Below are 20784 nucleotides of genomic sequence, written 5' to 3' on the forward strand. Positions count from 1 at the left end.
GCTTGTCGAGAAGGTTAGTTTCTCCCTTCCTGCGCATGAAGGTTCATGCAATTATATAATTTATTGATATAATGGAGGGCGTGGGGGTGGAACTCGAACAGCTCAGGTGTTTTGTCGCGGTCGCCGAAGAACTGCACTTTGGAAGAGCTGCCCAGAAGACGGGCATGCTGCCTGCTTCGCTCGGCCGGCACATCCGGTTACTGGAAGAATCTTTGCGAACGCAGTTGTTGAGTAGAACAACCCGAAGCGTGAGCCTGACCGATGACGGCGTGTCGCTTTTGCAAGAAGTGCGGCCGCTCCTGGGGCGGCTTGACGAAGTTGCCGAAAAATTTCGTGCAGCCCGACACAGGCCGTCCGCCATACTGCGCATCGGCGCGATCGATAGTGCTGCCGCCGGTCTCTTACCGTTGCTCTTGCAGGATTTTCGGGAGGCGGCGCCTGATGTCATCACCCAGATCATTGAAGACAAGTCTGTCCGGCTTATTCCGAAACTGCTGGCCGGGCGCCTCGACCTTGTTTTGATCCGTCCTCGCGATGGGATCAGCCGCACTCTGAATGTGCAGTTGCTGTTTCATGAAACGGCAGTTGTTGCGGTACCAATGGGGAGTGCTCTTGCTGGACGGTCTGAAATTACCGTCCAGGATCTGGCGGAAGAGCCATTGATCGTGCCAGAACGCCGCTCGCGACCGCACAGTCATGACCTCACAATGGGATTGTTCGCGGACTTTGACATGCGTCCCCGCGTCGCACAAATAGCCGATGAAAAGCAGACGATAATCAATCTGGTTGCCGCCGGAATCGGGTCCGCCATCGTTCCACGCTGGACCTCGAAACTTGCTGTGTCAGGTGTGAGCTACATCCCGCTCGCTCATCCATCGGGATCGCCGATGCATCGACTACCCCTCTCAGCCGCCTGGATGAAAGCGGTGCGAGATCCGTTGCGCGACACGATGCTCGCGTTGTTGCAGCACAATGTCGCGCGATACGCGGAATTTGCGTGAACGCCACGAGCCGTAAAAGGCTGTCACGATCGCGATCCTCGGCCTGACGCTGCGCGGGGGGCCTTAGCCGGTCCACCGCATGGGTAGTTCTCAGCAGCAGTTTGTTCACGACGACGTGCGGCGCGCCCTGAGCTCACATGTTGCGCTCTGAATGCGCAATGAGTGCATCGGTGTTCGCTAAAAGTCGCCTTACGGCGTTACGGGCCGCGTTCGGGCGTTGAAGCCGAATGCTTTTCTCGATGTTCTCATGGAGCCTAAGGGCATGGACGAGGGTGCTGTCGTTCCGGGTTACCAGCAGGAAAAGGTGGTTGAGTGCGGATTCGATCAACGTCCCGAGCGGAATGAGGAGGTCATTTCCGGAAGCGCGCAGGATCGCGAGGTGGAACCGCGTGTCAGCTTGGGTGCGAGCCTGCAGCGTTGTCGCTTGCCCCATGTCTCTCAGCGCCTCGCTGATTTCGGCCATCTGTTCTTCGCTGCGGCGGATCGTTGCAAGGGCGGTGGCTTCCGGTTCGATGATGTGACGAAATTCCTGTACGGTCTTGAGGAACTGGATCCGATCCGGCGAGTGTGCGTACCAACTCAGGACGTCGCGGTCGAGCAGGTTCCAACGCTCCTTCGGCTCCACCCAACTGCCGATTTTTGGACGCGATGCGAGTAGCCCCTTGGCCATCAATATCTTGATCGCCTCCCTGACAGCGGTTCGGCTTACATTGAAGATTTCCGTCCACTGGGCCTCGTTCGGCAGGATCGTTCCCGGAGGATAGTCGCCACGCACGATCCTGAGCCCGATATCTTCGGCAAGCGACATATGAACGCTCGGCCCTGACATGCGCGGCGCGTCGAGCCGTCGGGTCGCACGCGCCGCCTCCGCGGTACCCGAGCCTGCGGAGAGTTTTTCTGGTCGCTGTTCAGCCATTCATCTTTTCTCGTATCTCGAACCCTCTAGCCACGCATTGCATCACCTGCCGCCAACATAGGTCCGCCAGCTGTGTTGCGGCTGAAAACCGAGCATCGCGCGCGCCTTCCGGTTCGACAGAAGTGTCTCGTATTCGCCAAGCTGTCCCTTGACCGGTACGCCCCGATAGAACCGGTCGATCAGCTCTTGCGTCGGAAGGTCTGAAGACGTCTCGTCGTTCGCTGCATTGAAGATCTGGAACCCGAGACCATCCGTGTCGATGGCCCTGAGGGTGATCTGGCCGAGGTCCCGCGCGTCGATGTAGCTCCAGGCGATGCGCTTTCGAAATCCAGGATCGGCAAACCAGCCTGGGAAAAGGTGGTATTCGTTGGGCTCGATCACATTTCCAATGCGCAATGCATAGATGTCGGCTCCGCTTCTGAGCGCAAAGGCGCGCGCGGTCCTTTCGTTCACCACCTTGGAGAGCGCGTAGCTGTCCATCGGATCGACGTCATAGTCCTCATCGAGCGGAAAATAGGTCGGGTTTCGTGGCTCATTGGCGAAGACGAGACCGTAGGTCGTTTCGCTGGATGCGAGGACGATCTTGCGGATGCCAAGTTTCGTCGCGGCCTCAATGACATTGTAGGTGCCCATCACATTGATGCGAAAGAGTTCATTGTCAGGCGCGATCAGGATGCGCGGGATCGCCGCGAAATGAACAACGGCATCGATCGGTTGCGGCGCAAGCGACGGGTCGAATTCGTGCAGGCCGGTGTAGCTCGACAGTGCATTGAACACTTGGCCGCTGTCGGTAATGTCGGTGATCAGCGTGCGTACTTTCGGGTTATCGAGGGGCTTCGTGTCGAGGTTGAGCACCTGATGGCCCTGCTCGAGGAGGTATTGCACGACATGGCGACCAGCCTTGCCGCTACCTCCGGTGAAGATGATCCGCTTGGTCATTGCGCTCTCCGTGCTTTGCAAAATTGGGGAATGGTCTTGTCGATGATAGTTCGCCGAAGGGAACTTCCAAGCGGGGTCGTTGCAAGGAGTCGCGGCCGGCCGTCAAGCGTGCTGACCGCGCTCGCTGCTCATGGGGCGGAGGCGCCGGAGGCCGTCAAAGGGCGCTCCGGCCACCGTTCCTATTTCTGGATGCAGGTATCGGCCGTATCCTTGGTGCATTCATCGAGACCGGTAAATACCGGATCGTCTACCGGCTTGCCGGCGATCAGGTCGAGCATGACCGATGGCGCCTTGTAGCCCATTTCGAAGGGTCGTTGGCCGACAAGTGCGGTCACGAGACCCTCCTTGGCGATCGCCACTTCCTCTCCGATCGTATCGGCCGCGCCGATGACGAATTCATTCTTCGCAATCTTGTCTGCCATTGGCTTGAACAGATCGCGATAGGGTTGCGGCGCACCGAACAGTGGCCAACCACCCATGATGCCGAAGGCGTCGAGATCGGGATTGGCCGCAAGAATGTCCGTCATCGCCTGCACGCCTTTGGCGCCGTCGTCATTGGTAAAGACCGGGCAGCCAGCAACCTCGGTCCAGCCACCTTCACCCTTTAGCTCGGCCAGCCCGTCCTTGCCGGTCAGCACGTCACGCATCCCTTGAGCACGGCGCAGGATGTTATCAGCGCCAGGGTTCCCTTCGATCGTGCAGATCTTGCCGCCGTTCGGTTTTGCCTTCTTGATGTAGTCCGCGATCCGCGCGCCCATCGTATAGTTGTCGGTACCAAGATAGGTCTTTCGCAGGCCCGCATCTTCCTTGGCAAGGTCGGCGTCAAGCGTCATGACCGGGACTGTCGGGTTTGCCGACTTCAACGTCTGGGCGATCAGCTTGGCGTTGGAAGGCGAAATGGCGATCGCAGCCGTGCTGGGCTTGCCGAGCATGTCCTGGACGATCTGCGCTTCTCCTGCTTCGTCGGAAGTCGACGCCGGGCCGGTATAGAAGCATTCATATTCCGAGCTTGTGTTTTCCTTGTTCCACTTCTGGCAACCCTGATTGATCGCCTCGAAGAAGGGATTGTCGAGACCCTTGACGACGATGACGAGCTGCTTTTTCGTCTGGGCGCCGGCGGGGCCGGCGCCCAGCGCCAGCGCTGCGACTGCGAGCACCAATGCTTTCCTCATTTTATCCTCCCGTTGAAACAAGCGGACACCCTCTGTCCGCGGCACAAATCAACCCGGATACCAGACGATACGAGGGTCACTTGGTGGACGCTCGTATTGAAAGGCCTGGTCGATAAGCTTTTCGAGATCGTATTCCGGTTGCCAGTCCAGCAGGAATTTTGCCTTGCTGTTGTCCAACCAGTTTGAGTGGAAATGGCTCGGAACATCGACCGACGGTAGGCCGCGCGTGCGTTCGAGATAGCTTGCGACCTCGCCGTAATCGACCGGACGATCCATGGCGATGTTGAAACGTTGACGCTCTGCGTGCGGATTGTCGATCGTGCTGAGGATCGCTGACACAAGGTCGCTGACGTGGACGAAGTTGCGCTTGAGCGGTCTTCCGTCGGCATCGCGCAGTAATGGTACGGTTCCGGCCTTTGCGTGGCGCCTGGCTTCATGGGGCGGAAAATACGTCTTCCAGTCCGGTCCACCGAAAACGTCGTCGCCGAAAGAAAGCGAGTGCCTGAAGTCGTCCTTTTCCATGATCCACGGCGCGCGCAGGCAGCAGACGTTCATCCCATATTGGACTGAGTACTGCTCGACCATCACCTCCTCGAGGACTTTGGAGAGCGCGTAGCTGCCGGGATAGGCGCGATGCGGTGTCACCTCGGTTATCGGTCCTTCATGGCGATAGAAGAAATGGCCGACCGCGGCGTCGCCGCCGATCAGAATGAACTGCCGGGCTGTTGGGCTCATTCTGAACGCTTCGAGCAGCCAAAAGAGACCTTTGACGGTCACATCCATGACGTCGGCGGGCGTTTCCTTGCAGGTCGCCAGATGCACGATATGGGTCGCGCCGGCAACCGCGGCGTCAGCGACCGCGCGATCGGCGATGGAGCCGCGGATAATCTCGAGGCGCTCGCTTGGATTGAGCACGCGGTTGTGGCAGAGCGCGCGAATGCGCGCTTTCGAAAAACGTGGTCGGTCAAGCAGCGTGGATATGAGGTGCTGCCCGACCTTGCCCGTTGCCCCGGTGACAAGGATAAGCATGCTTATCTCCCAGTAGTAGCTAATATATGATTGCGACTTTCGTCAATGTCTAATTGTCATACAAATAAGGTTTATCAGACGAGAGATCATTGACGCGGTTGTGATGATTTGCGTAAATAAGCAATCTCTCACTCAAGGGGCGGGCATATTGTGACGCGCCTTGGTGAAGGCCGCGCGTCTTGGGAGTTTGGAAGGCTGGTCGTGCTGCTAGAACTCAGCAATATTTCCAAGCACTTCGGGGCCATACAGGCCGTCAATGACATTTCGCTGTCGTTAGAGGCGGGCCAGGTTGTCGGATTGATGGGCGACAACGGCGCCGGCAAGTCGACTCTCGTCAAAATGATTGCGGGAAACTTTCGACCGAGCGAAGGCACGATGCGCCTCAATGGCAGCGAAATCGTGCTGCATCGCCCGGTCGAGGCGCGGCACTTCGGAATTGAGATCGTGCACCAGGATCTTGCCCTTTGTGACAATCTCACCGCGGCGGCGAACGTTTTTCTCGGACGCGAACTGAGGCGGGGCATCGGCCCATTGGGCGTGCTCGACTACAAGGCAATGTACCGGAGGGCCGCGGAGATCTTTAAGGAACTCCGTTCCGAGACCAGAGCACGCGACCTCGTGAAACAGATGTCGGGCGGTCAACGCCAGGCGGTGGCGATTGCGCGTACGATGATTTCGGAGGCGAAAATCGTTCTGATGGACGAGCCGACCGCGGCCATTTCCGTGCGCCAGGTCGCTGAAGTGCTCCATCTCATCCGACAACTGCGCGATCGTGGCATTCTGGTTGTGCTTATCAGCCATCGCATGCCCGACGTATTCGATGTCGCCGATCGCGTCGTTGTCATGCGCCGAGGCCGAAAGGTGGCGGACAAGCCAATCATCGAGACCTCTCCGGAAGAGGTGACAGGACTTATTACTGGCGCCATTGAGGGTGGATAGCGGAAAACGATCTGGGTCTTTTGCGCCGGAGGAACGCGAGGTTAACATGGCAACGACGCTGCACGAGACGATAGCCCATAGGCAGCGCACGCTCGCAGCAACAGTCCTGGGCAGCCAGACCTTCTGGGTACTGGTCGCCGTCGTTCTCGCCTGCATCTTCCTGTCATTCGCCACCGACAGTTTCGCAACGGCAAAGAACCTCTACAACATCACCCGCAACGTCACTTTCATCGCAATCATCGCGCTCGGGATGACGCTTGTCATCATCACCGGTGGGATTGATTTATCGGTAGGGTCGGTGCTCTGCCTGTGCAGTATGGTACTTGCAGTCACGATGCATGCGGGATACGGCATAGGGACGGGCATTGCCGTCTCGGTCGCCACGGCATTAGTGATCGGCGCGTTCAATGGCATCTTGATTGCCTATCTCGGCTTTCCGCCCTTTGTCGTAACGCTCGGCATGCTCTCGGTTGCCCGGAGCCTGGCCATGGTCGCGTCCAACAATACTGTCGTCTTCGAATTTGGCCCCGATCATGCCAAGCTGCTGGCGTTGGGCGGTGGGGCGGTCTTCGGTATCGCCAATCCAGTGATCTACATGATCGTGCTGGCGCTCCTGACCGGCTTCGTGCTGCGGTGGACGCGGATCGGCCGCTACATTTACGCCATTGGTGGCAACGAAAAGGCGGCCGTTGCCACGGGCCTTCCCGTACGACCCATCAAGGTCTGCGTCTATATGATCTCGGCGCTGTCGGCTGGCATCGCCGGCATCATTCAGACCGGCTGGCTGGGTGCTGTGACGACCAATATTGGAGCGGGCATGGAGTTGCAGGTCATCGCTGCGGCAGTGATTGGGGGCGCTAATCTCGCTGGCGGCGCAGGTACTGCCTTCGGCGCACTTGTCGGTGCGGCACTCATCGAGGTGATCCGCAATAGCCTCGGACTTCTCGGCATCAATGCGTTCTGGCAGGGGACATTCATCGGCGGCGCGATAATCCTTGCAGTCCTTTTCGATCGCATCCGCAATTTCCGCCAAAGCGAGTAGCGCACACGCCCTGCAGCACGCGATTTTCTCACGCGTTGGTCGCGCATGCCAGTGCGCGCGGTAGTGCGAGTTTGTGTTCTATTCCCGGTGGAGAACGCGTTCATCACCCGCCTACCATTCTTCGAAGGCCGCTTGCGGTCGTGAAGGCTGCTCGGACCTATGCGTCTCACTGGAGAGGAGAGGCATGACGGATCCAGCATACTGTGGCTCGGGGTGCTCGCTACCCATAGGCATACGAGCCAGCGCCTATGGCCATCAGGGCCAGGAGACGGGGATACTTATGACCGAGGGCAAAGAGGTCGAGATTTGGTCGAGGGCAAGCTCGACGGTGTTGCACTTGGTGAGGCAATTTACGGCCAAACCCGCAGCGCCACACTAGCCATTCGGCAGTTCTTTGAGCATTGTCAGTCGGTTTCCAGGCAACAGAGCGATGATTTTGTCCTGTTCAAGAGCGTAGAGCACCTCCAGGATTTCATCCTGCGAGAATCCTGCCGAGGTCAAAGGATCGCCGACTTCAAACACGTTGATGGACATGTCCGGCATAGCCTTCAATGCGCGTAGGCGCTCGATCAATGCGATTTCGGCTTCCGTGAATCTGCTCATACCAACTACATAACGCTCTTCGGGCAGAATTGTCTCATGGCCATTGCACGTCTGCCGTCATCGCTATGACCATGGTCCGCGGATCGAGCTGTTACAGCGGATCGAGCTCTTCCAGTTGCACGACCTGCGCACGGCCTGGCGGCGGCCCTCGGCTACGCGGTGTTGTCACGAAGCGTTGACGGCGTTGTGAAAAAGCCCCACCTTCGCCGGAGCGATGATGGGGCTCCTACCTTGATCCGGAGGGATCCGAGATCATCAGCAAAGCAAAAACACGAATGTACGGAAAAGGTTCCCGCTTGCTGGGCCGCCTTGGCCGGTTCCGAGAGGGGAAGGCATCGAGGCTTGCCGCCTTTGTGGGCGGTTCGCATTTGATCCGACGTATTCGTCATTTTTCGCAGAGCCTTCGCTCCCCGAAATAGGGTTGGTAGCTGCAGTCCGATGGCCGGAAGGAGCGATAGCTGCGAGAGCAAGCGGTGATGTTGCAGCTCTGAGGCGGAGCGCTGTCGTCAACCAGAACGCCCGCTGCGGGGGTCGCCAACGCTTCCCGCATGAAATCCCGCCAAATCTGCGCTGGCATATCCCCGCCCGTTACGCCTTTCATCGGCGTGTCATCGTCGTTGCCCACCCAGACCCCTGCGACAAGCGGCTCGGTGAACCCGACAAACCAAGCGTCACGATTGTTCTGGCTGGTGCCGGTCTTGCCAGCAGCAAACGCGCCGGGGTCGGCTGCGCGCCCGGTACCGCGTTCCACAACAAGCTGTAGAAGGGAAAGGAGATCGCGCCGATAGGGGGCCAGATCCACGCTTGGCGTATCTTTTGCCCCGACTCGAAAAGCCGTTGCTTGGTTCGAAGCCTGAAATTCGATAATTCCCCTGGGTTCAACGGGGGCCTTGCCGAATTGCACGGACGCATAGGCACTTGTCAGGTCAAGCAAGCTGACCTCGGACGTGCCTAACGCCAGCGAAGGCGTATCGACAAGTGGCGCGTCGATCCCGAGTTCACGCGCGGCACTGATCACCTTGTCAAGGCCGACATGTTGGGCGAGCGCCACTGTTGGCGCGTTTAGAGACCGGGCGAAGGCCTCAGCGATCGTGACCCAGCCGCGATAGCGGCCGCCGGAATTCTCTGGTGACCAGCCGTTGATTTCGATCGGTGCGTCCAGTACCCGGTCGGATAAGGAAAGTCCGGCCTTCAGAGCGGCATAGTAAACGAACAGCTTGAAGGTGGAGCCCGGCTGCCGTTTTGCCGTGACGGCACGGTTGAACTGGCTCTCTTTGTAATCGCGGCCGCCGACCATGGCCACAACCGCTCCATCCGGGGTCATTGCCACCAATGCGGCCTGAGATGCACCAACAGTTCTTCCCTCAGTATCCAAGGCCCTCTTGATGACCCTTTCGGCAATCCCCTGAAGCCGGGGAACAAGCGTCGTTCGAACTGTGGTCGAGCCCGGCGAAGTCCCGGCGATTTCGCTCGCCTGCGGTGAGACCCAGTCCGCAAACCAACTGCCGGATCGGGGCGTTGGCGTTGTCGGGTGGAGGGTAGCAAAGCTCGCCTTGATCTGCGCAGCCTTTGACGCGTCAACCTTGCCGTTCGCAACCATCGCGTCGAGGACGACCGATGTGCGCTTTCGGGAACCTTCAAGATTGTCGATCGGGTTCCATAGGCTAGGAGCCCGCAACAATCCCGCCAGAAGCGCCGATTCCGAAAGGTTTAGCGCTCCGATATCCTTGTTGAAATAAATGCGTGCGGCGGCCGGCATACCCGTTGCGCCAGCGCCAAGATAGGCGCTGTTGAGGTAACGCGTCAGGATTTCCTGCTTTCCGAGTTTCCACTCCAGCCACAGGGCAATCACGAACTCCTGTATCTTTCGTTTTACCGTACGATCGCTGTCGAGATACTGCAACTTGATGAGCTGCTGGGTGATCGTGCTACCACCCTCCACAACCGACCCTGCCTTGAGGTTTCGAAGAAGCGCTCGTCCGATGCCTCTGATATCGATGCCGAAGTGGTCCATGAACCGCCGGTCTTCAACAGACAGTACCGCATCGATCAGTTGTGGCGTGAATTGGTCGAACTGTGCGTAAGGTCCTTGATAAGGTCCTTGTCTGACCAGCGGCTGACCGTCCGCGGTTTCCAACACCACGATAGGCTTTAGTGTACCGTCCCGGATCTCGGCCCAAGGGACATCTTTTAGCGCCCACACCAACCCCGTTACACCAACCAGAATACAGAAAACGGCGGTCAGCCGCACCGCCGATTTCCACCTGGCTTTCCTTTGCAAGACAGGCTGGCTAGACCGGCGAAGCGCTCGTCCTGCCTTTTTGGGAGCGTTCGCAAGTGCCCCGCCGAGATTTTTCAGCAGAAATGAAAGAGTTTGCTTATCCGCAGCCTGGACCTTGGTCTTTACGGACGAAGCAGCCGCCCGGACCTTGACCTTGACCGCTGTTGAGATAGCCCGCAAATCGTAGTGAAGCGCACGAAGCAGAGCGTGCGCTGCCTGTCGGGTCTGCTCAAACGGCAGAGGTGGACGTTCGCTCGTTCCAGCTCGTATCAACGGGTCAGCGTCTGCGCTGTGATCGGCCTCTTTTGTTCCCGCGGGGGCTCTCTGGGCGAGCATTTCCGCCTTTTGATGGTCGTCCGACCCAGTGCCACTTCGTGTAGAGACGTGAGGATTGCGGGGCATTTTTTAAGACGCTCAAACCCTTAATGACTTAGAGCACTGTGGCGGGTTCTCAACGTACGGCAAAGACGCTGGTTCCAGCCAAAGGAAATACGCCGCCATCATCAGTGCGCGCGTCACGACAGGTGGGACCTAAAAATCCCAACTGTGGCGGGCGCGAGCTTAGGTCTTGAGACTGCCTTTACCAGCCCGCGAACTGCGAAACAACTGTATCCGGAACGTCGGAGACTTCGGCGAAAGCTCGATCCAGAACGTTTAATGCCTGAACGATGTCGGTGTCCGCGACGGTCAGCGGCGGAGTCATCTCCAGAACATTTGCGTTCATCCCGACACAGTAGACGACGAGGCCGAGTTCATAGGCCCGATAGATAAGTTTTGCTGCTTCCGCTCGCGCTGGAGCCCGTGTCTGCCGATCGAGAACGAGGTCGACGCCGCAGGCAAGACCTCGACCGCGGATATCGCCGATCAGTTGATATCGTTCGGCAAGCCTTGCCAGGCCGTCGCGCAGCAGTTTGCCTTTGCGCTCCGCTTCCTGCGCAAGCTCGTCGCGCTCAATGGTTTCAAGAACGGCAAGGCCGGCGGCAGTAGAGATCGGATTGCCGTGGAGCGTCTGCATGGCAAAGGCGCTGGCACAATCGAGGATGCGTGCCGGGCCGATCGCGGCAGAAAGCGGCAGCCCGCCGCCAAGACCCTTGCCGATGGTCAAGATGTCGGGGACGAAATCCTCATGTTCGAAGCAATGCAGGCGGCCGCTGCGGCCAAGCCCGACCTTCACTTCGTCGCAGACGACGAGCACATTGAATTCCCGGCAGATCGCGGAAAAGGCTTTAAAAAAACCGGTTGGCGGAACGATCAGGCCGCCGTCTGACTGGATCGGCTCGATGAAGGCGACCGCGAAACGCTCCGGCGCCGCCTCAAGTCGCTCCCGTAATTCTGCGAGTATCGCACCACCTGTCGGGTCGTCGTGGTAGGGCCGGTAGGGATCGGGGTACGGTAGCAGGAGCAGTCCGTCCGCCTTGGTCGCGCCCGCCTGGACGCTGTGGCCGGAAAAAGCCATCGAGCCCACGGTACAGCCGTGGTAGGCGCCGACGAAGGCGATGACGCCCGACCGTCCCGTCGCCTTGGTGACAGCGCGAAAGACCGCCTCGTTGGCATCGGATCCGGAATGACCGAACCAGACCTTGTTGTCGCCCGATCCGGGAAAGGCCGTGAGGAGTTTTTCGGCAAGGGCCGCCGCCGGTCCATTGGCGGCAGAAAGAACACTGGCGCCGGCGGGATTTGCCGCAGCACCGGAGATTGCCTCAACCAGCGCCGGGTGGCCATAGCCAAGGCTCGCCGCCCCCCATGCCCCGGAGAGGTCGATCAGTTCGCGGCCGTTTTCCTCCGTCAGCCTCGCGCCGCGGCCACCGGTCACTGCAAGCGGGAAGAAGCGCAGCTTCTGCAGGTTGGCGATTGCCGCTTGGTCTCTCTTGTAGAGTGCGGTCACGGGGCTTCCCCTACGCTAGCTTTAAGACACCGGGTGAGACGCTCGCCCCAGGCAGTGACGCCCGCATCCGTATCGATCAGATCGTGGCGCACCTCGACCAGAACGCCCGGAAGCCCACGCGCGTCGGCATGAACCGGCACGGTGTAATCCTCATCGGGATGGATGTTGTAGGGCTCGTTGTCGCCGATCGTCAGCTGGCTTTCGCTGGCCAGTTCTCGGATCAGCGAACCGGCAAAATCGACGGCGTCGCGATAGAGGATGCCGGCCTGCCAGGGGCGCGGCTTGCCGAAATAGACCGGCGTGAAGCTGTGGATGCCGACGACAAATGGCCGCTTGCCTTCGCCTTCGAGCCGGTCGAGACGGCGGCTGACCGCTTCAGCGAAGGGCGTGAACAGCGTATCGATCCGCTGCTGCCGCTCTTCGTCGCTCAGGTTTCGGTTGGCGGGGATCTCCGTCGTCTCGCTGATCTCGGGGATCATCGAGGGGGCGGGAAGCGGCCGGTTGCAGTCAATCACCAACCTTGAATAGTTGGTGAAGAACAGTGGTGCATCGAGGCTGAGGCTTAGGTGCTGAGCCAGCGCCATGGCGCCGATATCCCAGGCGATGTGGCGCTGGCGCTCGTGCAGCGGAAGCCCCATATCGCCGAGCGCGCGTGGCATCCGGTTGGAGGCGTGCTCGCATAAGAGCAGGATCGGGGAGGTGCCGTCCGGGTTGAAGACCGCATAGGGCGGCAGTTCGTCGATCGAAAGCAGCGGCGCGCTCGGGTCGTGTCGCGCGCCGGGTTCTAGGCTCTTGATGGCCGTTGTCGAGGTCATGGGTTGCCCATCCGTCAATCAGTAGACCGCCGCATAGCGGGCACAAAGTTCGTCCGGCGAGAGCCCATCGACGATCTCGATCTCCTTGCGCTTCATCGCCATGTAGCAGTCAAGGAAATCTCGAGAGAACCAGCCCGTGACGACCGGATCGGCGACGAGCGTATCCAGAGCTTCCGGCAGGCTCGCGGGCAGGCGACGAATACCGAGCTTCTCCTGCTCTGCCGCCGAGAAATCGGAGGGGTCGGAATTGATCAAGGGCGGCTGTTCGAGCCCGGCCTTGATGCCTTCGAGGCCGGCCTTCAACAAGACGGCCAGCGACAGATGCGGGCTGGCGCATGCGTCGGCGGCGCGGTATTCCATGTTGAACTGCCTGGCCGGATTGCTGCCGGGAAGGTCCAGTGTCGGGCAGATCCTGAGCGTCGCTTCGCGGTTCTTTTCGCCAAGGCAGGTGTAAGCGGCGCTCCAATGGTGCGGCACGAGCCGCATGTAGGAAAGCACCGACGGAGCGGTAAAGGCGGTCAGCGCCGGCAGATGCTTGATGACGCCGGCGGCAAAGGCGCCGGCGATCTTGGAGAGCCTGCCGGGGCGCGAGGCGTCAAAGGTCACCGGATTGCCGTTAAGATCGGTGAAGCTCACATGCAGGTGCACGCCGTTGCCGACGCCATTCGAGACCGTCTTCGGGGCAAAACTCGCATTCCAGCCGAAGAGGGCGGCGACTTCCTTGGTGATTGCACGGATGGTAGCGCCGCGATCGGCGGCGGTCAGCGCGTCGGCGGGACGGCAGGTGATTTCGAACTGGTCCTTTCCGAATTCCGGCAGGAACATTTCCGGCTCGGCGCCGGCTTCCTGCAAAGCGGTCATCAGCAGAGACCCGAAGGGTTCGGCACGGCGCTGGGCGCGCAGGCCGAAGGACGGCGCATCCGGCCAGTCGACGCCGAGCAACTGGAACTCCTGCTCGACGGCTGAAATGACTTTGAGGCCGACTTGTTCGTATTCCTTCAGCGTCTGTTTCAGGAAGCTGCGTACGCAGCAGTCCCAGGCATTGCCTTGGAGGTCGGTGATGTCGGCGTGATAGAAATGCAGCGGCGTCTCGTCTGGCAGGCAGGTGACGCGCGCCTTGCTGTCGGGGTCGGCCATCAGCCGGAGGTCGCCGGCCGAGCCCCAGGGATTGTTCTCGGCAATCAGGTCGAAGGGCGTGAGCGCCAGGTTGGCCGGCACCCAGCCGACACCCTTGCGCAGGTAGCTGTCGATCTCGGAAGCCGCAAAACTGCGGCCGCGCGTGATGCCGGCGATGTCGGTCGTGACGAAGGTGGCAAGTTCCGTCAGTGCGGCGGCCGCCTTGCCGTTGTTGGTTTCCGTCATGGGGTTCCCCTCTATTCGTTCATTTTTTAGGCGGCGACTCAGGCTTGGCGCAAAGTGCCGAGGCGGCTGACCACCGTCTCAGTGTCGGTCGTCCAGCAATAGCCGGAGTAGGCGCGAAGGGCCGCGTCATGGCGCTGCTCGCTATAGGTGGCGCAGGCGTCGTTGACGACGGTGACAAGGTAACCGCGGTCGGCGGCGTCGCGCACCGCCATGTCGACGCACTGGTCGGTGATGACGCCGGCGATGATCAGGTAGCGGGTGTTGAGGTTGCGCAGGACGTAGTCGATGTTGGTCGAGTTGAAGACGCCCGACGACGTCTTCGGCAGCACGATCTCGTTGTCGATGGGCGAAAGTTCCGGAATGACCTGCCCCTCCGGAGAACCTTTCGGCACGTGCATGTCGGAGAGCTTGTGGTCGAGCGAGCGGTCGCGGCCGTCGAGCGTCAGGCTTTCGATGATCGTGTGCAGCACATCGCAACCGGCCTTTCGCGCCGCCTCCAGAATGCGTACCTGGTTGGGGATGACGGTCTGGCGCAGGCGCCTGTGATAATAGCTCTCGGCGTCCTGCGGGTGGATCGGGTCGAGGTTCGGCTCGCACCAGATGCGCTGCATGTCGACGAACAGCAGCGAGGTGCGGCCAGCCTCATAGGCGCTGTCGCGCCTCAAGCGATCGTCGCCAACCTTGACAGTGACTGCACTCATTCGAATTCTCCTCGGTTTGTTCTGGTTCGCCGGGACGGCGGAAAAGGTCAGCGGTCGTCTTCAACGGCTGGATTGAAGGCGTCCTCCGTGATGGCGTATCCGCGGCGCAGGTCCTCCATGCGCTCGATGCGACCACGTGACTGCGTGGCAAGGCGGGCGGTAAGTGCCGCAATCACCGCCTCCGTCTGGGCAATCGCCGGCACCATCGTGTCGTAGGGCGAGACCGTGTCGACGGGTGCCGTCAGCGTCACTGTCGCGAAATCGGCGATCGGCGAGAGCCAGCGGTCAGTAAAGAGGACGATGCGCGATCCTTGCTCGGCCGCCTGACGAGCAAAGCGGATCGTGTCGTTCTGGTAGCGGCGATAGTCATAGACGAAAAGCACGTCGCGCTTGCCGAGGTCGACAAGCTGATCGACCTGGTCGGCCTGACTGCCGTTGATCCAGCGCGTGTCGCCCCTGAGCTGCTTCATGTGCGACCAGAGGAGGCCCGCGAGAAAGCCGCTGAAGCGGCCGCCGAGGCAATGGATGCGAGCGCTCATGTCGGCCGCCGCATCCACGGCTGCCTCGAAGTCTTCCGAAGGCAGCATTTGCATCGAAGACTCCAGCGCATGGATGCTGGCGCGAAGGAAGTACTGGTAGAAGTTCTCTTGTTCCAGCGACGGGCGGCGCGCGTCGAGCATGGAGAGCGGCGAGCTCATGCGCTCTTGGACTTCACTGAGCAGCGCCTTCTGGAACTCCGGATAACCCTCAAAGCCCAGTGTGTTGGCAAAGCGCACGACGGTCGGATTGCTGACGCCGGCAGCGGCCGCGAGATGCGCGACCGTGTTCAGCCCTGCTGCCGGATAATTCGACAGAAGCTGCCTGACGATCTTCAGTTCCGAGCGCGTGAAGGTAATTGCGCCGTCTGTCAGTCGGTCCCGGATTGCCACGATTTCTGCCTCCCAAAAACGATGGCGTGAATTCCGATTTCTAATTTTTGTTACATAATTGCTAGCAGATAATGTTTTTTGAAACAAGATTGACATTTGGTCGATCTGCGATAACGTTCATGTCGGGAACGGACCCGAGCCAAAAAATACGCGGCCGGGCCAAAATCTGGGGGAATGCGGATGGTGCGCGTCAGGCGAGAAACCGTCGTTGGTATCCTTGTAGCGTCGCTGCCGCTTTTGGCCGCTGCCGCCATCGCCTCGTTGTTCTTTCCGGGCAGCGGCGAGCGCCTGGTGACGCTTTACATGATCAACGTCATCGCCGTGCTCGGCATCGGCATCTATGCCGGCAATTCCGGTATCGTTTCCTTCGGCCATGTCGGCTTCATGGCGATCGGTGCCTATGCGTCGGGTCTGTTGACGCTAAATCCGATCATCCAAAAGACAGCGTTGCCACATCTGCCGGAATGGCTGGCCGGGATGGGCATGCCCTTCCTTCCGGCACTTGCGATTGCGCTTGTCGTGGTTGCGCTCGTCGCGGTGCTGATCGGCATTCCCGTGGCGCGCCTTGGCGGCTCATCGGCTTCGATCGCGACCCTTGGTTTCCTCGTCATCGTGCATGTTGTGCTCGTCGCCTCGACCGATTTCACCCGCGGCAGCCAGACCTTTTTTGGTATTCCCCGCGCGGTCAATCTCTGGGTGGCGGTGCCCTTTGCTATCGCTGCCGTGGTGGTTGCGCGTCTCTATCGGGATTCGAGTGCTGGCTTGAAGCTTCGGGCGTCGCGCGAAGACGAGATCGCCTCGAGCGCCGTCGGCGTCAATGTCAAACTGCAGCGCTTCTTCGCCTGGGTTCTCGGTGCGGTGCTTGCAGGCGTTGCTGGCGCCTTGCTGGCCCATTTCCTCGGCGCGTTTTCGCCGAAAGACTTCTACTTCAACCTCACCTTCATGCTTTTGGCGATGCTGATTCTCGGCGGTATCACCACCGTCTCGGGTGCCGTCGGCGGCGCTGCCGTAATCATGCTGATTGTCGAACTCCTGCGCAAGCTCGAGGGTGGCGTCGATCTCGGCTTCCTCAAGCTGCCGACCGTCTTCGGCCTCACCGACATCGGGATCGGCGTGGCAATCCTCGTCGTGATGTACCGCCTGCAGGATGGCCTCTTCGGTGTGCGCGAACTTGACGAGCGCTTCGGCTGGTTCAAGCGCTCCACAGAGAAGGACGTTGTGCCGGTGAAAAGCGTGCCTGCGTCCGAGGCCGCTGCAGCCGGTCACGGCTCTCTCCGGGTCGAAAATCTCGGCAAGAAATTTGCCGGCCTCGTGGCGCTCGAGAACGCCAATTTCGAGATCAAGCCCGGTATCGTCACTGGCCTTATCGGCCCGAACGGTGCGGGCAAGTCGACGCTGATCAACAGTGTGTCCGGCGTCGTGCCGCCGTCGACGGGCCGCGTGCTGATCGATGGCCAGGATGTGGCGTCGCTTGCCGTTCACGCGGTTCCCGTCGCGGGCCTTGCCCGCACCTTCCAGAACATCCGTCTCTTCAAGAACCTAACGGTCATCGAGAACGTCACGGTTGCGGCGAGCGCCTTGAAGGCGGGCGGTGAGGATCCCGCTGCCCGTGCCTTGACGGTGCTTTCGGAAGTGGGCCTCGCGGAATTTGCCGACCGGCTGGCCGGCACGCTTTCCTACGGTGCGCAGAGGCGGCTAGAAATCGCCCGCGCGCTGGCGCTGAAGCCGCGTTACCTGCTGCTCGACGAGCCGGCTGCCGGCATGAACCCGGCCGAGACCGAGGAACTGATGCATGTGCTCGACCGCATCCGCGCGAAATACCGCCTCGGCCTGCTCGTCGTCGAGCATGACCTGAAGCTGATCATGCGGCTCTGCGATGTTGTCGTCGTGCTCAACAAGGGCCAGCAGATCGCCATCGGCACACCGGCGGAAATCCAGGCTAACCCTGATGTCATCGAGGCCTACATCGGCCGCCGCCGCTCAGCGGCGCAGGCGCGCAACGCGCCCGTCGGGACCCCCGTTCTGCCGTCCGGCGCGCCGGGCCTGCATAAACCAGCATAAATCAAAAGAGGGAGCTTTCCGGATGAAGAAGAACGTCACGGCCCTGTGCCTCACCACCATGCTTGGCGGTATCGCGTTGTCGCCGCTACCCGCATTTGCAGACGATCTGGTTATCGGTCTTGCGACCGCACAGACCGGCGGTCTTGCACCCTATGACCAGCCGTCGCTGAAGGGTCTGGAAATGGCGGTCGAGGAGATCAATGCGGCCGGTGGTGCTGCCGGCAAATTCCCGATCAAGCTCGTCGCCAAGGATACGCGCTCGGATGCGGCGCAGACGGCGCTGGTGGCGCAGGAGCTGGTTGACGAAGGCGTCAAGATCGTGATCACGCCTTGCGATGCCGATCCGTCGATTGCTGCCGGCCAGGTGACGCAGGCAGCCCAGATCCCCGCCTTCTCCTTCTGCGCCACGACGCCGACCATGCCGCTTGCGGTGGGCGACTACATGTTTGGCAATTATCCGGCCGACAACGTCCAGGCCTCTGTTCTTGCGACCTACGCGTTCGAGAAGGGTTACAAGAAGGCCTACATCCTGAAGTCGCCGGATAGCGCCTATACTCTGAAGCTGCCGGAGTATTTCGCCGTTGCGTTCAAAGCCAAGGGCGGCGAACTGCTCGGTGAGGGCACCTATAGCATGGGCCAGCAGGACTTCGGCGCCGAGGTCACCAAGATCAAGGCGATGAACCCGGCGCCCGACGTCATCATGACGGCGGCCTACGAGCCGGATTTCCCAGCCTTCATCCGTCAGCTGCGCGGTGCAGGGGTGGCCACGCCGATCCTCGGCAGCGATGGCATCGATTCGCCCACGACCTTCGGCCTTGGTGCCACCGTCGACGGGGTTGTCTTTACAACCGCAGGATTTGCCAGCGAAGGCAGCCCGCTCGCTGACTTCAACGTGAAGTACAAGGAAAAATACGGTCAGGTGCCGGATACGGTCTACATCGCCAACGGCTACGACCTTGGCAAGGTGATCGACGCGGCGGTGACGGAGGCAAACAGTATCGATCCGGTTGCCATACGCAACGCGATCGCCTCGCTCGAAAACGTCCAGGGTGTGACCGGCCCGATCAGCTATGCCGGCACGCAAGGGATGCCGATGCGCTCGGTATCGCTGGTGCAGATCGAAAGCGGCAATCGCCAGCTGATCAGTCAGGGCGTTCCGGCGGCCGCCGACGTTCCAGCCCCCTGATCGATCACCTGTGGTGGTCCCCGGATTTCCCCGGGGATCGTGCCTGTCTGCGCCGGCGGCGCTTTGCAATCCACGGCAAGGACTTTGCCCGATGATGATGAGTGAAATTCCCGTTCTGAAGCCGCTTCTGGAAGTGAGCGGCCTTAAGGTCGCCTATGGTGCGGTCGAAGCCCTGAAGGGTGTTGATCTCGCCGTCGGCAAAGGGCAGATCGTGACGTTGCTCGGCGCCAACGGCGCTGGCAAGAGCTCGACGCTGAACGCGCTTGTCGGTCTGGCGGGAAAGAAGGCCGGACGTGTGTCTTTCAACGGCCGGGATGTTTCCGGCCTCGCGCCGGAACAGATTGTCCGGCTCGGAATGACCTTGACGCCCGAGGGACGGCGCATCTTCCCGAGCCTCACCGTCGACGAACACCTGCTGCTCGGCGGCGCCATGCACAAGGCGCGCGGCGCGATATCAGAGGTGCGCGAAGACATGCTCTCGCGATTCCCGATCCTGAAAGAACGCCTCACCCAGAAGGCCGGCTCGCTCTCAGGGGGCGAACAGCAGATGCTCGCGATCGCCCGCTCGATGATGTCGTCGCCTGACTTGTTGCTGCTCGACGAGCCCTCGCTCGGCCTGGCGCCGCAGGTGGTGGATCTGATCTTCGACCTGATCGCCGGGCTGAGACAAAAGGGCCTGACGATCCTCCTGGTCGAGCAGAACGTCTCTCTGTCGCTCGAGATTGCTGACGCGGGCTACGTCATGGCCAATGGCCGGGTCGTGCTTTCGGGCACGGCCGCCGAACTGCGCAATTCAACCGAAATCCAGGGCGCCTATCTCGGCGCCTGAGCCGAGCGCGTGGAGGGTCAATTCATGGATATGTTCCTGCAGCAACTCGTCAATGCGCTCAGCCTCGGCGGCACTTATGCGCTTCTGGCGCTTGGCCTTGCGGTCGTCTTCTCGATCATGGGGCTCATCAATTTCGCCCATGGCGAACTGATGACGGCTGCCGGCTACGGCCTCTGCTTTGCCCTGTTGCTGGGCCTGCCGTTTCCGCTCGCTGTCTGCGCGGCTCTTTTGATCGCCATCGTGCTTGCCATGCTGATGGAGCGCATCGCCTTTCGGCCGGTGCGCGGCGCCAGTGGCACGACGCTGCTTCTAACGAGCTTTGCCGTTAGCGCGATCCTGCGCGTGATCTTCCAGAACTTCATTTCCGCCCGTCCGAAGCCGGTGCCGATGCCCGAAAGCTTTTCTGGCACGATCGAGATCGGCGGCCTGCATCTGGGCCTCATTCAGGGAACGTCGATCCTCGTCACGATCATCATGCTGGTCGGCCTGAACCTCTTCCTTCGCACGACCGTGCTCGGTCGTGCCATGCGTGCTGCATCCGAAGATTTCGCTATCGTTCGGCTGATGGGTATCCGCGCCAATGCGGTGGTCGCTACCGCCTTTGCGATCTCCGGCCTGCTTGCCGGCGTCGCCGGCATCCTCTGGGTGGCCCAGCGCGGCAGTGTCGATCCGTTGATGGGCTTCCTGCCAGTGCTCAAAGCCTTTATCGCCGCAATTATCGGTGGGCTCGGCAGCCTCTCCGGCGCTGTCGCCGGCGGCTTTCTGCTCGGCTTCATCGAAGTGTTCTTGCAAGCCTATCTGCCGGAAAGCCTGCTCAGCTACCGCGACGCCTTCACTATCCTGCTCGTCATCGGGGTTCTGCTCTTTGCTCCGCAGGGGTTGCTTGCAAAGAAGACCGTCATCAAGCTTTGATGTTCGCGAAAGCACCTGGTATCGGGATGATAGGGTCAGTGTAGACGCAAGCAATGGCAATGAGTTGGCATTGATCGTCCGCAATCACCTTGTGGGCTCGTCGAGGTCGGCAGGATTTGCGGCTTGCCCTTGGGCCCTGTCGTCTTCCCGTCATGGCACTTGGTATCAACGAATGGAATGGA

At 60.5% G+C, this 20784-nt stretch carries 18 protein-coding genes; 7 read left to right on the forward strand and 11 right to left on the reverse strand.

The genetic code is table 11. The features are described 5' to 3' along the window. Positions 1 to 86 precede the first annotated feature (86 nt). Positions 87 to 1001, forward strand: a complete 915-nt coding sequence (locus FA04_RS30650) for a LysR family transcriptional regulator (RefSeq protein ID WP_034798776.1) — start codon at positions 87 to 89, stop codon at positions 999 to 1001. A gap of 133 nt (positions 1002 to 1134) precedes the next feature. On the opposite strand, the gene FA04_RS30655 is transcribed toward FA04_RS30650, so the two are convergent. The 4 genes from FA04_RS30655 to FA04_RS30670 all read right to left on the reverse strand — a co-directional run bounded on the left by FA04_RS30655 (position 1135) and on the right by FA04_RS30670 (position 5057). Then, entirely contained in the window at positions 1135 to 1917 is a 783-nt protein-coding gene (locus FA04_RS30655; protein ID WP_034798691.1) for a FadR/GntR family transcriptional regulator, read from the reverse strand. Between the two features lie 42 nt (positions 1918 to 1959). After that, the gene (locus tag FA04_RS30660) at positions 1960 to 2856 is read right to left on the reverse strand and encodes an NAD-dependent epimerase/dehydratase family protein (RefSeq protein ID WP_034798693.1); all 897 of its coding nucleotides are present in this window, start codon (positions 2854 to 2856) and stop codon (positions 1960 to 1962) included. A gap of 179 nt (positions 2857 to 3035) precedes the next feature. Continuing rightward, positions 3036 to 4028: a sugar-binding protein gene (locus tag FA04_RS30665; RefSeq protein ID WP_034798695.1), complete on the reverse strand. Its 993-nt coding sequence runs from the start codon at positions 4026 to 4028 to the stop codon at positions 3036 to 3038. A 48-nt stretch (positions 4029 to 4076) separates the two neighbouring features. Beyond that, on the reverse strand, positions 4077 to 5057 hold the full coding sequence (locus FA04_RS30670; protein WP_034798698.1) for an NAD-dependent epimerase/dehydratase family protein: 981 nt from the start codon (positions 5055 to 5057) through the stop codon (positions 4077 to 4079). A 150-nt stretch (positions 5058 to 5207) separates the two neighbouring features. Here FA04_RS30670 and FA04_RS30675 point away from each other — a divergent pair, with 150 nt between their 5' ends. Then, entirely contained in the window at positions 5208 to 5996 is a 789-nt protein-coding gene (locus FA04_RS30675; protein WP_234798880.1) for an ATP-binding cassette domain-containing protein, read from the forward strand. A 46-nt stretch (positions 5997 to 6042) separates the two neighbouring features. Next, complete coding sequence (locus FA04_RS30680; RefSeq protein ID WP_034798700.1) at positions 6043 to 7038, forward strand: ABC transporter permease; 996 nt, start codon at positions 6043 to 6045, stop codon at positions 7036 to 7038. Between the two features lie 375 nt (positions 7039 to 7413). Here the strand turns inward: FA04_RS30680 and FA04_RS30690 are convergent, their stop codons facing one another. The 7 genes from FA04_RS30690 to FA04_RS30720 form a co-directional block, all read right to left on the reverse strand. Further along, complete coding sequence (locus tag FA04_RS30690) at positions 7414 to 7641, reverse strand: hypothetical protein (protein ID WP_034798704.1); 228 nt, start codon at positions 7639 to 7641, stop codon at positions 7414 to 7416. 385 nt (positions 7642 to 8026) lie between these two features. After that, positions 8027 to 10324: a PBP1A family penicillin-binding protein gene (locus FA04_RS30695; RefSeq protein ID WP_034798706.1), complete on the reverse strand. Its 2298-nt coding sequence runs from the start codon at positions 10322 to 10324 to the stop codon at positions 8027 to 8029. Positions 10325 to 10502: 178 nt separating this feature from the next. Further along, on the reverse strand, positions 10503 to 11807 hold the full coding sequence (locus FA04_RS30700) for an aspartate aminotransferase family protein (protein ID WP_034798708.1): 1305 nt from the start codon (positions 11805 to 11807) through the stop codon (positions 10503 to 10505). Further along, complete coding sequence (locus tag FA04_RS30705; RefSeq protein WP_051659457.1) at positions 11804 to 12622, reverse strand: N-formylglutamate amidohydrolase; 819 nt, start codon at positions 12620 to 12622, stop codon at positions 11804 to 11806. Before FA04_RS30705 ends, FA04_RS30700 begins: the two co-directional genes overlap by 4 nt. Positions 12623 to 12640: 18 nt before the next feature. Then, on the reverse strand, positions 12641 to 13984 hold the full coding sequence (locus tag FA04_RS30710; RefSeq protein WP_051659458.1) for a glutamine synthetase family protein: 1344 nt from the start codon (positions 13982 to 13984) through the stop codon (positions 12641 to 12643). Positions 13985 to 14022: 38 nt separating this feature from the next. Next, positions 14023 to 14685: a cysteine hydrolase family protein gene (locus FA04_RS30715; protein ID WP_082936615.1), complete on the reverse strand. Its 663-nt coding sequence runs from the start codon at positions 14683 to 14685 to the stop codon at positions 14023 to 14025. A gap of 47 nt (positions 14686 to 14732) precedes the next feature. Continuing rightward, on the reverse strand, positions 14733 to 15614 hold the full coding sequence (locus tag FA04_RS30720) for a MurR/RpiR family transcriptional regulator (protein WP_034798710.1): 882 nt from the start codon (positions 15612 to 15614) through the stop codon (positions 14733 to 14735). Positions 15615 to 15794: 180 nt separating this feature from the next. On the opposite strand from FA04_RS30720, the gene FA04_RS30725 reads away from it, so the two are divergent. The 4 genes from FA04_RS30725 to FA04_RS30740 all read left to right on the forward strand — a co-directional run bounded on the left by FA04_RS30725 (position 15795) and on the right by FA04_RS30740 (position 20602). Further along, positions 15795 to 17675: a branched-chain amino acid ABC transporter ATP-binding protein/permease gene (locus tag FA04_RS30725; RefSeq protein WP_082936616.1), complete on the forward strand. Its 1881-nt coding sequence runs from the start codon at positions 15795 to 15797 to the stop codon at positions 17673 to 17675. A 22-nt stretch (positions 17676 to 17697) separates the two neighbouring features. After that, positions 17698 to 18861 carry an ABC transporter substrate-binding protein gene (locus FA04_RS30730; RefSeq protein WP_051659459.1) on the forward strand — a complete coding sequence of 388 codons (1164 nt, stop codon included), beginning with the start codon at positions 17698 to 17700 and terminating at the stop codon, positions 18859 to 18861. Between the two features lie 91 nt (positions 18862 to 18952). Beyond that, entirely contained in the window at positions 18953 to 19690 is a 738-nt protein-coding gene (locus tag FA04_RS30735; RefSeq protein ID WP_226020830.1) for an ABC transporter ATP-binding protein, read from the forward strand. A gap of 24 nt (positions 19691 to 19714) precedes the next feature. Beyond that, positions 19715 to 20602: a branched-chain amino acid ABC transporter permease gene (locus tag FA04_RS30740; RefSeq protein WP_176960447.1), complete on the forward strand. Its 888-nt coding sequence runs from the start codon at positions 19715 to 19717 to the stop codon at positions 20600 to 20602. Positions 20603 to 20784: the final 182 nt, after the last annotated feature.

It is taken from the genome of Ensifer adhaerens (genome assembly GCF_000697965.2).
Taxonomy (GTDB): Bacteria; Pseudomonadota; Alphaproteobacteria; order Rhizobiales; family Rhizobiaceae; genus Ensifer; species Ensifer adhaerens.

What these genes read in the sequence shown, in the direction of transcription:
- FA04_RS30655 (WP_034798691.1), bottom strand. Translation starts at nt 1,917, where the DNA reads ATGGCTGAACAGCGACCAGAAAAACTCTCCGCAGGCTCGGGTACCGCG.
- FA04_RS30660 (WP_034798693.1), bottom strand. Translation starts at nt 2,856, where the DNA reads ATGACCAAGCGGATCATCTTCACCGGAGGTAGCGGCAAGGCTGGTCGC.
- FA04_RS30665 (WP_034798695.1), bottom strand. Translation starts at nt 4,028, where the DNA reads ATGAGGAAAGCATTGGTGCTCGCAGTCGCAGCGCTGGCGCTGGGCGCC.
- FA04_RS30670 (WP_034798698.1), bottom strand. Translation starts at nt 5,057, where the DNA reads ATGCTTATCCTTGTCACCGGGGCAACGGGCAAGGTCGGGCAGCACCTC.
- FA04_RS30680 (WP_034798700.1), top strand. Translation starts at nt 6,043, where the DNA reads ATGGCAACGACGCTGCACGAGACGATAGCCCATAGGCAGCGCACGCTC.
- FA04_RS30690 (WP_034798704.1), bottom strand. Translation starts at nt 7,641, where the DNA reads ATGAGCAGATTCACGGAAGCCGAAATCGCATTGATCGAGCGCCTACGC.
- FA04_RS30695 (WP_034798706.1), bottom strand. Translation starts at nt 10,324, where the DNA reads ATGCCCCGCAATCCTCACGTCTCTACACGAAGTGGCACTGGGTCGGAC.
- FA04_RS30705 (WP_051659457.1), bottom strand. Translation starts at nt 12,622, where the DNA reads ATGACCTCGACAACGGCCATCAAGAGCCTAGAACCCGGCGCGCGACAC.
- FA04_RS30710 (WP_051659458.1), bottom strand. Translation starts at nt 13,984, where the DNA reads ATGACGGAAACCAACAACGGCAAGGCGGCCGCCGCACTGACGGAACTT.
- FA04_RS30715 (WP_082936615.1), bottom strand. Translation starts at nt 14,685, where the DNA reads ATGAGTGCAGTCACTGTCAAGGTTGGCGACGATCGCTTGAGGCGCGAC.
- FA04_RS30725 (WP_082936616.1), top strand. Translation starts at nt 15,795, where the DNA reads ATGGTGCGCGTCAGGCGAGAAACCGTCGTTGGTATCCTTGTAGCGTCG.
- FA04_RS30730 (WP_051659459.1), top strand. Translation starts at nt 17,698, where the DNA reads ATGAAGAAGAACGTCACGGCCCTGTGCCTCACCACCATGCTTGGCGGT.
- FA04_RS30735 (WP_226020830.1), top strand. Translation starts at nt 18,953, where the DNA reads ATGATGATGAGTGAAATTCCCGTTCTGAAGCCGCTTCTGGAAGTGAGC.
- FA04_RS30740 (WP_176960447.1), top strand. Translation starts at nt 19,715, where the DNA reads ATGGATATGTTCCTGCAGCAACTCGTCAATGCGCTCAGCCTCGGCGGC.